The sequence below is a fragment of the Sphingobium sp. CECT 9361 genome (assembly GCF_918741285.1).
Lineage (GTDB): Bacteria > Pseudomonadota > Alphaproteobacteria > Sphingomonadales > Sphingomonadaceae > Sphingobium.
Window position 1 is genome coordinate 91,317 of the sequence record NZ_CAKKNC010000001.1, and the last position, 13,625, is coordinate 104,941.

Annotated in this window: 13 protein-coding genes and 1 tRNA gene; 4 read left to right on the forward strand and 10 right to left on the reverse strand. The window is 57.6% G+C overall.

Features of this window, described 5'->3' with window-relative positions; translation table 11 throughout:
- The first annotated feature begins 186 nt into the window (after positions 1 to 186).
- Positions 187 to 261: transfer RNA gene (locus LQ220_RS00405), tRNA-Thr, on the forward strand.
- Positions 262 to 315: 54 nt separating this feature from the next.
- Here LQ220_RS00405 and LQ220_RS00410 read toward each other — a convergent pair.
- Complete coding sequence (locus LQ220_RS00410; protein ID WP_230187206.1) at positions 316 to 882, reverse strand: DUF1993 domain-containing protein; 567 nt, start codon at positions 880 to 882, stop codon at positions 316 to 318.
- 249 nt (positions 883 to 1,131) lie between these two features.
- On the opposite strand from LQ220_RS00410, the gene LQ220_RS00415 reads away from it, so the two are divergent.
- On the forward strand, positions 1,132 to 3,273 hold the full coding sequence (locus LQ220_RS00415) for a TonB-dependent siderophore receptor (RefSeq protein WP_230186320.1): 2,142 nt from the start codon (positions 1,132 to 1,134) through the stop codon (positions 3,271 to 3,273).
- A 65-nt stretch (positions 3,274 to 3,338) separates the two neighbouring features.
- On the opposite strand, the gene LQ220_RS00420 is transcribed toward LQ220_RS00415, so the two are convergent.
- From LQ220_RS00420 to LQ220_RS00445, 6 genes are all read right to left on the reverse strand, one after another.
- A complete protein-coding gene (locus LQ220_RS00420; RefSeq protein WP_230186321.1) occupies positions 3,339 to 4,268 on the reverse strand; it encodes a ParB/RepB/Spo0J family partition protein in 930 nt (309 codons plus the stop codon).
- Positions 4,265 to 5,050, reverse strand: a complete 786-nt coding sequence (locus LQ220_RS00425; RefSeq protein WP_230186322.1) for a ParA family protein — start codon at positions 5,048 to 5,050, stop codon at positions 4,265 to 4,267. Before LQ220_RS00425 ends, LQ220_RS00420 begins: the two co-directional genes overlap by 4 nt.
- Positions 5,047 to 5,685, reverse strand: a complete 639-nt coding sequence (rsmG, locus tag LQ220_RS00430) for a 16S rRNA (guanine(527)-N(7))-methyltransferase RsmG (protein WP_230186323.1) — start codon at positions 5,683 to 5,685, stop codon at positions 5,047 to 5,049. Before rsmG ends, LQ220_RS00425 begins: the two co-directional genes overlap by 4 nt.
- Entirely contained in the window at positions 5,682 to 7,535 is a 1,854-nt protein-coding gene (mnmG, locus tag LQ220_RS00435; protein ID WP_230186324.1) for a tRNA uridine-5-carboxymethylaminomethyl(34) synthesis enzyme MnmG, read from the reverse strand. Before mnmG ends, rsmG begins: the two co-directional genes overlap by 4 nt.
- Positions 7,536 to 7,603: 68 nt before the next feature.
- Entirely contained in the window at positions 7,604 to 8,893 is a 1,290-nt protein-coding gene (gene mnmE / locus LQ220_RS00440; RefSeq protein WP_230186325.1) for a tRNA uridine-5-carboxymethylaminomethyl(34) synthesis GTPase MnmE, read from the reverse strand.
- Positions 8,894 to 8,904: 11 nt separating this feature from the next.
- Positions 8,905 to 9,159 (reverse strand): DUF6489 family protein, encoded by a 255-nt coding sequence (locus tag LQ220_RS00445; RefSeq protein ID WP_230186326.1) that lies wholly within the window; start codon positions 9,157 to 9,159, stop codon positions 8,905 to 8,907.
- 170 nt (positions 9,160 to 9,329) lie between these two features.
- On the opposite strand from LQ220_RS00445, the gene LQ220_RS00450 reads away from it, so the two are divergent.
- Complete coding sequence (locus LQ220_RS00450; protein ID WP_230186327.1) at positions 9,330 to 10,031, forward strand: dienelactone hydrolase family protein; 702 nt, start codon at positions 9,330 to 9,332, stop codon at positions 10,029 to 10,031.
- Positions 10,032 to 10,033: 2 nt separating this feature from the next.
- Entirely contained in the window at positions 10,034 to 10,933 is a 900-nt protein-coding gene (locus LQ220_RS00455; protein ID WP_230186328.1) for a quinone oxidoreductase, read from the forward strand.
- A gap of 3 nt (positions 10,934 to 10,936) precedes the next feature.
- Here the strand turns inward: LQ220_RS00455 and LQ220_RS00460 are convergent, their stop codons facing one another.
- The 3 genes from LQ220_RS00460 to LQ220_RS00470 all read right to left on the reverse strand — a co-directional run bounded on the left by LQ220_RS00460 (position 10,937) and on the right by LQ220_RS00470 (position 13,623).
- Positions 10,937 to 11,659: a YjbE family putative metal transport protein gene (locus tag LQ220_RS00460; protein WP_230186329.1), complete on the reverse strand. Its 723-nt coding sequence runs from the start codon at positions 11,657 to 11,659 to the stop codon at positions 10,937 to 10,939.
- 112 nt (positions 11,660 to 11,771) lie between these two features.
- The gene (gene rho / locus LQ220_RS00465) at positions 11,772 to 13,028 is read right to left on the reverse strand and encodes a transcription termination factor Rho (RefSeq protein ID WP_230186330.1); all 1,257 of its coding nucleotides are present in this window, start codon (positions 13,026 to 13,028) and stop codon (positions 11,772 to 11,774) included.
- Between the two features lie 154 nt (positions 13,029 to 13,182).
- Complete coding sequence (locus LQ220_RS00470; protein WP_230186331.1) at positions 13,183 to 13,623, reverse strand: CopD family protein; 441 nt, start codon at positions 13,621 to 13,623, stop codon at positions 13,183 to 13,185.
- Positions 13,624 to 13,625: the final 2 nt, after the last annotated feature.

Below are 13,625 nucleotides of genomic sequence, written 5' to 3' on the forward strand. Positions count from 1 at the left end.
CAAGCCGACGCTTGCGGTCTTCATCATTACTCATGCGTGCTTTAATAATGGGGTTTGGCCTGTCCCGGCAAGTCGTTATGCTGGGGCCGTTCGCCAATCCAGCGCTTGACAATAGGGTCCAGCAAAGGCCATAGGCCCGCTTCCCGCGCAGTACGCAGAGCCGTTCTGTGCGCCAGAAAATGGTTTGCTGCCGTAGCTCAGTGGTAGAGCGCATCCTTGGTAAGGCTGAGGTCGGGAGTTCAATCCTCCCCGGCAGCACCATTTTCCCCTTGTTCAAATAGTATAGCTCAACGCCACCAAGTCCAAGCGGCACCGCTATTCTGACGACGCCGCGCTCGGACGCAGATACGCAAACATATGTGCCACATAGTCGGCCTTGCCGAGATCGATCCCTTGCGCACGCAGGATCGCGTAAGCCGTCATCACATGAAAATAGAACTGTGGCAGCGCCCAGTCGCGCACATATTGCTCAGCCGTGAGATCGAACGTCATGCCTTGGGGCAATGTATGTGCAATCGTTGCCATCGGTGCCAAATCGGGTGCGTCTGCCGCTGCGGACTCTACTATGCGGATGGTTTCGGCGATCCTTGCGCGAGCATCGTCCATGGAACCCGGTCGTTCGTCGGCGTTGCGACCCGCATCGAGCAGCACGTCGATTGACGCGGGAAAGGCCTCCTGCCGCAGTCTAAAGATACCCTCCTGCGCCTGAACGCATGCGAAGCAAATTTGAGTCGACAGTGGAAACATGTCTGCTGCGAGGCGTGCGGTCAGGAGTGGCTTCATCTCATTTTCCGGTATCGCTGTTTCGGCTTTTTCAAGCCACGCCGAAAGCGCCCGCAGCATTTGTACGTACGTGGGGACGAGAATATCTTGGAGTTTCATACTGGCGCTTCCTTGGCAATCGGACATAGGTTCGCCTTCTGATCCTTGGCGCAAAGAATGCAAAAACAAAACTGCAGCTGAAACATCCCGGCCCTTTAGTCATTGGTGTATCACTGGTTTTTGGGTCGCGTGGCGCTGAAAATGGCACAAGCGTCGATCCCAATAAATTATCCTCCCGTATATTGCGATTCATTCCCAATAGCGTTATTCGCCCGTTTATTGAGATTAAATCGCAACAGGGGAACAATTATGTCTGTCACTCGCTCGATCGCTCTTTGCGGCGCGGCAATGATTGGCCTTTTCGCTACCGCAGCCCGCGCCGAAGAGCGGGTGCCCGAGGTCGCGGCCGAAACTGCGCCCGGCGGGGAAGAAGACCAGATCGTCGTTACAGCAGCCAATGCCGGAACTAAGACGGAAACCCCGCTCATCGAACTGCCCCAGCCGATCAAGGTCATCCCTGCCGAGCAATATCTGTCGCAGGGCGCAATCAGCATCAGCGATACCGTCAAATATGCTGCAGGCGTTCTTGCTGACCCCTATGGCCGCGACACACGTGTGGATGGGTTCAATGTGCGCGGCCTCAATGCCCTCCAGTTTCGAGACGGAATGCGCGACATCTTCTCTTATTATGCGAGCATAACGTCCGACCCGTATAATTTCGACCGCGTGGAGATCGTCCGCGGTCCGGCCTCGGTGCTGTTCGGTCAGGGATCGATCGGCGGTCTCATCAACCTGGTATCAAAGACGCCCGATTTCCAAACACGCGGCGAAGTCAGTCTCGTCTACGGCAGCTTCGATCGGAAGGAAGCCTTGGCCGACCTTAATCTGGCGCTGGCGGACAATCTGGCGATCCGTGCTGTCGGTCGCGTGCGGGATGCCGACACCTATGTCGACCATGTCCCCGACGACCGCGTGATGTTCGCTCCCTCGATCCGTTGGCAGCCGACGCCCGATACCGACATCGTGCTCACCGGACTCTATCAGAAGGATGAAACCGGCTCGACCTCACAATTCTTGCCGATCATCGGCACCTTCCGTCCCAACCCCGCCAATCCCTCGGGCCGACTGGACCGATATACCTTTGTCGGCAAACCAGGGTGGGATCGTTACAATGGTCGCTCGCTTCAGGGCGGCGGTTCGGTAACCCACGACTTTTCCGACAGCATCCGGCTCAGCCTGAAGGCGCGCTATATCGACAGCGATCTGGAATATTTCACTCATTATGCTGACAGTTACACCAATCCTACCGACCCCTTCCTGGTCTATGCGGGGGCGGGCACTTATGGCCGGACCATTGGCCTGACCGCGGATGCCAGCGATGCCAGAATGAACGTCTTTTCGACCGACAATAACCTGCGCCTATCCTTCAACACCGGTGCGAATATTGAGCACAAGTTGTTGGTGGGCGTCGATTATAGCTGGAACAAGGTAGGCAAGCGCTACGCCGGCGGGTCCGAGACAGTCGATCTGTACGACATCAATGGCGATGCTTTGCGGACCTATGATCCCGGTGGTCCCTTTACCTACGCGTCGCAGAAACAGTTGGGCGTCTACGTACAGGACCAGATCCGGTTCTACGAGCGCGTCTCCGTCGTGCTGGGCGCGCGCCGCGACCATGTCACCGGTTCATCGGGTCAGAAGGATAATGCCACCACCTTCCGCGCGGGGATAATCGGAGAAGTCGGAGCCGGATTGTCACCCTTCTTCAGCTATACGGAAAGCTTCCTCCCCGTTGCCGGTACTATTACCAACGCCGATGGAAGCTTCGGCAATCCCTACAAACCCCAGACAGGTACGCAGTTTGAGGCAGGGGTGAAGTGGCAGCCGGAACGCAACACACTCGTCACGGTCACCGCGTTCCACATCAAGGAACGGAACCGTGTGCTGTATCTGGCCAGCGGTGCGACGACGCAATCCGGCGAGTTAACGACCAAGGGTGTCGAGGTCGAAGCGAGCCACACCTTGCCGGGCAATTTCGAGCTGCTGGTCAACTACGGCTATAACAAGCTGCGTTCGGAAGTGAACACCGGTCTGGACTATATGCCGCGCCAGACGGCATCGATCTGGACCACCAAGACATTCGGGCTCGCGGATGGCGCGCAACTGCGTCTGGGTGCGGGAGCGGTACACAGCGGCAAAAGCAAATCGACCGGGCCGATAGACCCTTATGGTCTCAATTCGGCCATTCCCACAGGGACGCTTTACACAATTGTTACCCCGTCGCGTACCACCGTGGATGCATTGGCTGAAATTACATGGAGCAACTGGCGATTCGCGCTGAATGCCACCAACCTCCTCAACAACAGATATTACGCATCCTGCCTTGCCCGCGGCGATTGTTTCGCGGGCGCACCGCGCAATGTCATGGGTACTGTCGGCTATCGCTTCTGATCCGATGAAACCGGTATCTGGCTTCGCCGGATGCCGGTTTTCTACCTATCTCGCCCAAGGAAAAGCTAAATACGCTCGCCCGACAGACGCTGGCACAGCATGTCGAGCTGATCCAGAGTGGAGTAGCGCAAGGTAAGTGTGCCATTACCGCCAGTATTATGGGCAATCTCGACCTTCAGGCCGAGAATGTCGCCCAGATGCTGCTGCAAAGCCGTCAGGTCGGCATCCATGCCAGCGGGGTCATACTGCGTTTTGTAGGATGAACGTGCGTCGGTATGCCCCGTCTTCGCCTTTCGAACGAGCTTCTCGGTATCGCGGACCGAAAGCCCCTTTTGTTCGATCGTACGGGCCAGTGTCTCGCAATCCGCCATTCCGATCAAAGCGCGCGCATGGCCCATCGTCAGGCGCTGTTCCATCACCGACGTTTGCACACTGCGCGGTAACTCCAGCAAGCGCATCAAATTGGCAACATGGCTACGCGATTTTCCGACAAGACGGCCGAGGGCTTCCTGGCTGTGGCCGAATTGTGCGATCAGCTTGCGATAGGCTTCGGCTTCTTCGATAGGGTTCAGGTCTTCACGCTGGATATTCTCGATCAGCGCAATTTCGAGTGTCTCGGCCTCATCAAAGTCGCGAACGATTGCCGGAATGCGGTGGAGTTGCGCTCGCTGTGCGGCCCGCCAGCGACGTTCCCCCGCTACGATCTGATAACCCGATCCCCGCGGACGCACGATAATCGGCTGTATGACACCCCGCTTGGCGATGCTGTCAGCCAATTCCTGTAACGCACCATCGTCGAAATGACGACGCGGCTGTTCTGGATGCGGCTGAATCAGCGCAATTTCAATGCTTTGTACAGACGATCCCTCACGTGGAGCCGAGGTAGTCGATTCTTCCTGCGCAGTGTCACCTAGCAAGGCGGAAAGCCCGCGTCCCAAGCCATGGGGCCGTTTCACAGTCTTAACGGGTACCTTTTGTGCGGTTTCCTCACTCACGCTGCAATCTCTTCCCTCTGCGGCAACCGACCGATCAATTCGCGTGCCAATTGCATATAGGCTTCCGACCCGGCGCAACGATAATCGTAGATCAGCGCTGGCATGCCGTGGCTAGGGGCTTCTGAAAGGCGGACATTCCGAGGAATGACCGTGTCGAACACCACATCGCCCAAGCATGCCCGGACATCATCTGCCACCTGGTCGGTCAGCCGATTGCGGCGATCGTACATGGTGAGCGCCACGCCCATGATCGAAAGCCCCGGATTGAACCGGCCTCGAATGCGATCGACGGTCTGCAGTAAGTGCGACAATCCTTCCAGAGCGAAAAATTCGCACTGAAGCGGCACCAGCAATGCATGAGCTGCCACCATAGCGTTGATTGTCAGCAGCCCCAAGGACGGCGGGCAATCGATCAGGCAGATATCCCACCGCCCCTGCTCGCCTTCACGAAGAGCCTTATCGAGCCGATGCGTCCGCTGTTCATAGTCGATCAATTCGATTTCAGCGCCTGATAGATCCTGTGTTGCCGGCATGATCTCAAGTTTCGGAACGCGCGTAGGAATAACTGCATCTTCCGCCGAACAATCCCCGATGAGCACGTCGTAGCTGGATCGTTTCCGCTCGGCTTGGGTAATACCCAGACCTGTCGATGCATTACCTTGCGGGTCCAGATCGATAAGGAGGGTGCGATGTCCCGTCGCTGCCAAAGCCGTTGCGACATTGATAGCCGTGGTAGTTTTACCCACCCCACCTTTTTGATTGGCGATCGCAATGCGCATCATCGACGGCCCTTTTTTCGTACCGACCGTGCGACCACAACGGCGCTGTCGGGATCGGTGACGCTGTGTTCCACGTGAAACGTACCATGCCATGACGGCGCAGCGTCTTCGATATCACTCTGCCAGCTTTTACCTTTCGGTAACAGCCAAAAGCTCTTGGCATCCGACAAATGATAAGCCGAGGCGAACAATTTAGGTAAAGGCGCAAATGCGCGGGCGCTGATAACGGCAGCCGGTGTGCTGACAGTCAGCACTTCAGCTCTACCTCCAAACACCGAAGCATTGTCTATCCCAAGACGGTCAATGACCGATTCCAGAAAATCGATCCGCTTGCGGCGCGACTCCACGAGGATGACGTCCCACCGCGACAGCAATGCGATCACAATGCCCGGCAATCCCGCCCCAGACCCCAGATCTATCCAAGGGCGTTGGCGTTCATTAGGTGTCGGGCCCAGAGGTAGCAGCTGCGCGGAGTCGACGATGTGCCGCGCCCACACATGGTCTCTCGTCGACTCAGCAATCAGATTCTGCCGAGACATCTCGTCCAGCAAAATAGCCACATACTCATTCAGCTTAATCCAGGTTTCATGTGAAACATCCAGATGAGTCAGCCAAGCGCGTGCTTCGTCTTCGGTCATGCCGCACGGCGCCTTACGTGAACCAGTATAGCGGCAAGAGCCGCGGGCGTTATTCCGCGTATCCGCCCCGCAGCGGCCAACGTCTCCGGTCGCGCGGCTTCGAGGCGCTCCTGCATTTCGCGGGACAACCCGCCGATCGCTCCGAAATCAAGGTGCGACGGTATCATGATAGATTCATTGGCACGCAGGTCGCGGACTTCTGCGGTTTGGCGCTCCAGATAGGGGGCATAATGGGCATCCTCCATAACCTCCCCCCGCAGGAGCGGATCACACTCGCTCAGGTCCGGCAACAACCTATCCAGCACCGATGTAGGAACTTCGGGAAACCGCGCCCACTCAAACAGGGTACGGCGAACCCCATCCTGACGCACTGGCGCACCGGCAGCGAGCATCGCGGATGCGGTAACCGGACGCTGCAGTGCGGACAATATCTCGACGCGATCTTTGCTCCGCTTTGCAAACCAATGCTGGCGGGCCATGCCAATCAGCCCATGCGCCTCGCCGACCCCCGTCAACCGCGTAACGGCATTGTCGGCACGCAACTGCAACCTGTACTCCGCGCGCGCAGTCAACATGCGATAAGGTTCGGTCACGCCCTGCAACACAAGGTCGTCAACCATGACGCCAATGTAACTGCTGGCCCGATCCAAAATCAGTGGAGCTTCATTCAGCGCGAGCGCTGCGGCATTGGCACCCGCTATCAACCCTTGGGCTGCAGCCTCTTCATATCCGGTCGTACCGTTTATTTGGCCCGCGCAGAACAAGCCAGGTAATGCACGGACGGCCAATCGGGAATCCAATGCCCGTGGATCGATATAGTCATACTCCACCGCATAGCCCGGCACGACAATCTTCGCTCGCCCCAACCCCTCCATCGACTGCACCATCGCAATCTGGATGTCCGTCGGCAGGGATGTGCTGATCCCATTGGGATAGACCAAAGCATCGTCCAACCCTTCCGGCTCCAAAAATACCTGATGTCCATCGCGGTCGCCAAAACGGAAAATCTTGTCTTCGATCGACGGGCAATAGCGTGGCCCCTGCCCGGCTATCGCACCACTGAATAACGGAGAGCGATCAAGCCCGCTGCGAATGATATCATGCGTTCGCGAATTGGTGCGCGTGATCCCACAGAATGTCTGCGGCAAGGGTCTGCCCGTCGACATGGGTGACATAGTCCATGGCTCCGGATCGGAAGACTGTTCTTCCAATGCGGCCCAATCGATCGTACGACCATCGATCCGTGGCGGCGTCCCCGTTTTCAATCGCGCAATCGGCAACCCCATATCGCGCAATTGGCGCCCCATTTCGGTCGCGGCACGTTCGCCTGTGCGGCCGCCTATGCTGCGCTCCTCACCCCGAAACATCGTCCCGCCAAGGAAGGTGCCGGTTGCAAGAACGATTGCGCGTGTCGAGATAATGCTGTCATCGGCCAGCCGCAGCCCCGCCACTTCACCGTGCATAATATCAATAGCGGTGGCTTCGCCCTCAACGATAGCCAGCGTGCTATGCGAAGCCAATGCCGTCTGGATGGCGCTCCGGTATCGCTTGCGATCGGCTTGGATACGTGGCCCCTGAACTGCCGCACCCTTGCTGGCGTTCAACATGCGATAGTGAATTGCGGCGGCGTCAGCAGCTCGGGCAATCAGGCCATCCAATGCATCGACTTCACGGACTAGATGGCCCTTGCCCAATCCGCCAATGGCTGGATTGCAGGACATGGCACCGACCGTGGCTTTATCGAATGTCACCAACGCAACGCGCGCACCCTTTCGGGACGCGGCGGCCGCAGCCTCGCAACCGGCATGGCCACCGCCTACCACGATCACATCATATTCGATTTCGCGCATTCATCGCCCATAGAACGTAATGCGCTTCCGGTCAAAATTACCGGCGATGTTTCACGTGAAACGCCGCTTCACTTTCCGATGCAGAAGTTTCCAAAGAGGGCATCGAGCATATCCTCCGTTCCTGATCGTCCGGTTAGCGCGTCGATGGACTGCCGTGCGCGGCGCAAACACTCGGCAATAATGAGCATGTCATGCACATTATGCGCCTGATCCAATTCGACAGCCAATAGGTCGAGAGCTTTTCGCTGGCGGGCATGCAGCGCATATTCACCCTCTCGCGGCAACAGCCGCGCGGCTCGACCGACGATCATTTCGACAAGAGCGCTTAGCCCCTCGCCACCCTTCGCAGATACCGCGATGTCGGCCCCTTCAGGCATATTCCAATCCGGTCGATCCGATTGCGCCGCGATCTTTATCGCGTTGAAGGTGGGAGCATCTTCGGTCCTCCCAAGCCATAAAAGAATGTCCGCAGCTTCAATCGCGTCTTGCGCACGAGACATGCCGATTACCTCAATCGCGTCATCCGCCTCATCCCGCAATCCGGCCGTATCGGTCAGCAGAAACGCAACGCCGTTAAGCGCCACAGGTACATCTATACGGTCGCGGGTGGTCCCGGCTATATCGGAAACGATGGCCGCATCTCGCCCCACCAAAGCATTCAGCAGCGTCGATTTACCTGCATTGGGCGGGCCGGCGATCACCACGCGAATGCCGTCGCGCAGTCGTTCGGCCGTCGGACGTTGACGTTCTACCATAACGGCCTCGACTAGCGCTTCGATTCCTTGAGCAATGTCCTTCTCTATTCCCTCCCCCGGTACATCGTCCTCGTCAGAAAAATCGAGCGCGGCTTCCGCCATCGCGGATAGGCGAAGTAGTTCGCTCTGCCACGACGTGACCAGTCGAGAAAAATGCCCCTGAGCCATCGCCATGGCGGCACGGCGCTGCCCCTCAGTCTCGGCTAAGAGAAGATCGGCCAGCCCCTCGGCTTCGTTCAAATCGATCCGTCCGTTTTCAAATGCTCGCCTTGTGAACTCTCCAGGTTCGGCCATCCGGCATTCCGGCTGTCGGCTTAGCACGCGCAAAAGGGCTGCCGTCACGCCGCGCCCGCCATGGCAGTGTATTTCGCCCAAATCTTCACCCGTCGCAGTCGCCGGACCGGGGAACCACAGGAGCAACGCGGAATCGAGTGGATCGCCATCCTCAGGATCGCACAAAGTGGCCAATGTTGCATGGCGCGGTTTGGGCAAGCGCCCTGCCAGACGCTCAAGCACCGCCCCCGCTTGCGGTCCGCTGATACGGATCACTCCAATAGCTGCGGGCGGCTGTCCACTGGACAGTGCGAAAATCGTATCGGCCATCACGCCAGGGGCTATCCCTTTTTCGTCGTACCCATGCCGCTACTCGACAGCCCCAGATCCATCATCTGTTTGAAAAGACGCATTCCGGCATCGCCCATCGGCGAAAAACTTCGAAACAGGTTTTCCATCTGATCGAGGCTGACGGTGCCGTCCATCGTTTCAAGCATCGTTTGCACATATTTCTCGTGAATGGACGACACATCGGGCAAACCCATGAAGGCCCGCGCTTCTTCCGGCGTACATTCGACATTGACGGTAACATTCATGACCCGGCCCTTTGCGCAGTCCGTCACCTATACATATGGCGACCGGTCCCATTCATGCCGCAACCTGTCGGGAAATGCCAGTTCCCCATAATCTCAGCTATCGCCTGTCCTTGAACTGCCCTGAGGATACGCCATTATGAGACCAGCGCATAACGATGTGGAGACGACCAATGGCTGACGGCATGACCCCTATTACGACGCTTGAAGGCGACGGCACATTCGACGCCTATGTCGCGCGCCCCGAAGGAACGCCGAAAGCGGCAATCGTCGTCATTCAGGAAATCTTCGGCGTGAATGCGGGTATTCGCGCGAAATGCGATACGTGGGCCAAGGACGGATATCTTGCCTTCGCTCCCGATCTTTTCTGGCGCCTGCAACCGCATATCGAGCTTGATCCCGACGTTGAACCGGAATTTCAGCAAGCTCTTGGACTTATGGGGAAATTCAATCAGGATCAGGGCATTCGCGATATCGAGGCCACGATAAAGGCAGCACGCGCAGCACTGGGCGGCGACGGCAAAGTAGGCTGTGTCGGCTATTGTCTGGGCGGTCGTCTCGCCTTCATGGCAGCATGCCGGACCGATGGCGATGCATTCGTAGGATATTATGGTGTCGGAATAGACAATCTGCTTGGCGAACAACATGCGATTGGCAAGCCGGTGCTGCTGCATATCCCTACTGACGACCATTTTGTCGATGCCACGGCGCAGGCCGCTATGCATACTGGCCTTGCCGACAACCGCCATGTCACGCTGTACGATTATGCGGGCCAAGACCACGGTTTTGCGACGGAAATGGGTAATCGTCGGGATGATGCCGCAGCGCAGCTTGCCGATGGCCGAACAGCCGAATTCTTCGCGAACCATTTATAAGCATGGACCCTTGGCGCCTGATCGTTCGCGCTCCGGGTGGGCCGAACGCAATCGAAAGAGAAAGCTTCGACCCAGGTGCTCCGGGACCGGATGAAGTATTGCTTGCCCATGAAGCCATAGGCCTGAACTTCATCGATATCTATGTGCGGACAGGCTTATACCCTGCAGTATTACCCACAGGGTTGGGCGGGGAAGCGGCGGGAACCGTCATTGCTATTGGCGATGCTGTAAATACTGTCAGGGTGGGCGACCGTGTGACCTATGCATCCGCCGCACCCGGAAGCTATGCCACGCATCGCATCCTGCCTGCCAGTCGCTTACTGACGTTGCCCGACGATATTCCTTGCGACGTGGCCGCAGCGATAACGCTCAAGGGCCTGACAGGCGCTTTGCTGGTGTCGTGGCTGGCGGACATGGGCGTCACAGTTATTGCGCATAGCGGATCGCCCGAAAAGGCGGCACGCGCGCTATCGGCTGGAGCGGCCCATAGCCTGATCGGTGATTTCGATACGCTCGCGGCGCGCGTGCGCGATCTGACTGCCGGCAAGGGAGTGGATGCCGTATTCGACGGCGTGGGTGCGGCCAGTTGGAGTGCGTCGCTCGCTGCGTTGCGCCCACGAGGCCTGATGGTGAGCTTCGGCAATGCATCCGGCCCGGTGCCCCCGTTCAGCGTGCTGGAGCTGAGCAAAGGCGGATCGCTGTTCGTGACCCGCCCTACCCTGTTCGATTATATTCGTGAGGATGCCGACTATCGCCGTCTGGGTCAGCGCCTGTTCGACCAGCTTTCCCGAGGCGTAATAACGTCGGACATTCAACAGCGCTTTGCCCTTGCCGATGCCGCCGACGCCCACCGCGCGCTGGAATCCAGACAAACAGTAGGATCGACGGTGCTTATTCCCTAAAGCTCAGGAAAACAGCGTCATTATTCCGACATTGGTATCGGTAAAGCCTTCGTAGATCATCTTGACCGCAACGTAGATGATGACCGCAAGGCCGACATAGGCGATCCACCGGAAACGCTCGATATATTTGGCGATGATATTAGCTGCAACGCCCATCAGCGCGACCGACAGGATCAAGCCGATGATCAGAATGCCCGGATGATCGCGCGCCGCACCGGCCACAGCGAGCACATTGTCGAGGCTCATGCTGACATCGGCCACTGCAACCGCCCAAGCGGCCGCAGCGAAGCTCTTGGCAGGTTTTACGCCGCTATGCTCATCGCCTTCAATTTCCTCGGATCCCGCGCTCTGTCCTGCAGGATGCAGTTCGCGGTACATTTTCCACGATACCCACAACAGCAGCAAACCACCGGCAAGGATAAGCCCAACGATCTGCATCAATTGGCTGACCACGAGCGCAAAACCGATCCGCAGTACCAACGCCGCGATGATCCCGATCAGGATGACCTTCTTGCGCTGCGCTGTGGGTAATCCGGCGGCCAACGCACCAACTACGATGGCGTTATCGCCGGCCAGCATGATGTCGATCATCAACACCTGACCGAATGCCGCCAGCTGGCTTGGCGACGTGATATTTGAGAAATCGTGGACGATATGCCCCCAGATGTCCGCGGGCGAACCGAGCGACGTCGCAGCGGCGCTGGCCATCATCAGCAAATCGATCAAAGCGAATCTCCGACATCATTCATGGGAAGCGCAGCTTGGCTTCCTGCGGCAAACGATATGCTTATGGAAGTGTTCCCGCCACTACGGGCCAGGACACTTCCATGTCAGCATTCTACTGATTCATTGAATCGAAGAAATCCTCGTTGGTCTTGGAATCCTTCATCTTGTCGAGCAGGAATTCCATCGCGTCGATCGTGCCCATCTGCATGAGGATGCGGCGTAGCACCCACATCTTGCTGAGCTTCGCCTTGTCGACCAGCAATTCTTCCTTGCGGGTGCCCGATTTACCCACATCCAGCGCCGGGAAGATGCGCTTGTCGGCAACCTTGCGATCCAGCACGATTTCCGAGTTACCCGTGCCCTTGAACTCTTCGAAAATGACTTCGTCCATGCGGCTGCCGGTATCGATCAGCGCGGTGGCGATAATCGAAAGCGAGCCACCTTCCTCAATATTACGCGCAGCACCGAAGAAGCGCTTGGGGCGTTGCAGCGCGTTGGCGTCCACACCGCCGGTCAGCACCTTGCCCGATGATGGGACAACCGTGTTGTAGGCACGGCCAAGGCGCGTGATCGAGTCGAGCAGAATGACGACATCCTTTTTATGCTCCACTAGGCGCTTGGCCTTTTCGATAACCATTTCAGCAACTTGTACGTGACGCTGTGCGGGTTCGTCGAACGTCGAGGAGATGACTTCGCCCTTCACGCTGCGCTGCATGTCGGTAACTTCTTCGGGGCGTTCGTCGATCAGCAGAACGATCAGGAACACTTCGGGATGGTTGTCGGTAATCGCCTTGGCGATGTTCTGCAGCAACACGGTTTTACCCACGCGCGGTGGCGCGACGATAAGCGCGCGCTGGCCCTTGCCCTGCGGCGAGATGATGTCGATGACACGGGCCGACTTGTCCTTAACGGTAGGGTCGAGCGTATCGAGATTCAGTTTCTCGTCGGGATAGAGCGGCGTCAGATTGTCGAAATTAACGCGATGACGGACGGCATCGGGGTCGTCGAAATTGACCGAGCTGATCTTGGTCAGGGCAAAATAGCGCTCGCCATCCTTGGGTGCGCGAATTTCGCCTTCAACGGTATCGCCGGTGCGCAGACCATGTTTGCGCACCTGGTTGGGGGACACATAGATATCGTCCGGACCGGCCAGATAATTGGCTTGCGGGCTACGCAGGAAGCCAAAGCCATCGGGCAGCACTTCGATCGTGCCTTCGCCCATGATCTGTTCGCCATTTTCGGCTTCCGCCTTCAAAATGGCAAACATCAGATCCTGTTTGCGCAGCGTCGAGGCGCCTTCGACACCCAGTTCCTCGGCCATAGAGACGAGTTCGGCGGGCGTATTCTTCTTGAGGTCTTTAAGGTGCATCGGGCTGATTCCGGCGAGTATGACGATAGGGAAAGCGCCTGCTCGGACAGATAACGGAAAAGAAATTCTCGCGCCCGAGCGGCAAAGGAGACTTGGCTGCGTTAGGCGGCAGCACGGATCAAGTCAAGGCGATGTGCGATAGATGGCGCGATTGTCAGAACGGCTTCACGATCACCAAGATGACGACGACGGCCACGGCTATCCCCGGCACTTCATTCAGCAAACGCAGCTTTTTGTCGCTCAATGTCCGCTGCCCACGCGCCAGTTTCTTGGCATAGCCGCCCAGCCAGCCATGATAGCCCGACAAGGCGACCACCAGCAGCAGCTTCGCATGGAACCAGCCCATCGTCCACGCGCCGATGTCGTAAGCCAGCAGCAACCCCAACACCCAGACGATGATCAGCGAAGGATTGAGGATGATTTTCAGCAATTTGGCTTCGCGGTCGATCCACTTGCGATCTTCCTCGGATCCGACTGGCACTTCCTGATGATAGACGAAAAAGCGCGGCAACATGAATAGTCCCGCCATCAGGAAGATGACGAAAATCAGATGTGCAGCCTTCACCCACAGATAGGCCGCTCCCAATATTGTCATGC

Coding starts and splice junctions, on each gene's coding strand:
- LQ220_RS00410 (WP_230187206.1), bottom strand. CDS start 882: ATGAAACTCCAAGATATTCTCGTCCCCACGTACGTACAAATGCTGCGG.
- LQ220_RS00470 (WP_230186331.1), bottom strand. CDS start 13,623: ATGACAATATTGGGAGCGGCCTATCTGTGGGTGAAGGCTGCACATCTG.
- LQ220_RS00425 (WP_230186322.1), bottom strand. CDS start 5,050: ATGATGCGCATTGCGATCGCCAATCAAAAAGGTGGGGTGGGTAAAACT.
- LQ220_RS00455 (WP_230186328.1), top strand. CDS start 10,034: ATGGACCCTTGGCGCCTGATCGTTCGCGCTCCGGGTGGGCCGAACGCA.
- LQ220_RS00415 (WP_230186320.1), top strand. CDS start 1,132: ATGTCTGTCACTCGCTCGATCGCTCTTTGCGGCGCGGCAATGATTGGC.
- LQ220_RS00450 (WP_230186327.1), top strand. CDS start 9,330: ATGGCTGACGGCATGACCCCTATTACGACGCTTGAAGGCGACGGCACA.
- rho (WP_230186330.1), bottom strand. CDS start 13,028: ATGCACCTTAAAGACCTCAAGAAGAATACGCCCGCCGAACTCGTCTCT.
- mnmG (WP_230186324.1), bottom strand. CDS start 7,535: ATGCGCGAAATCGAATATGATGTGATCGTGGTAGGCGGTGGCCATGCC.
- rsmG (WP_230186323.1), bottom strand. CDS start 5,685: ATGACCGAAGACGAAGCACGCGCTTGGCTGACTCATCTGGATGTTTCA.
- mnmE (WP_230186325.1), bottom strand. CDS start 8,893: ATGGCCGATACGATTTTCGCACTGTCCAGTGGACAGCCGCCCGCAGCT.
- LQ220_RS00445 (WP_230186326.1), bottom strand. CDS start 9,159: ATGAATGTTACCGTCAATGTCGAATGTACGCCGGAAGAAGCGCGGGCC.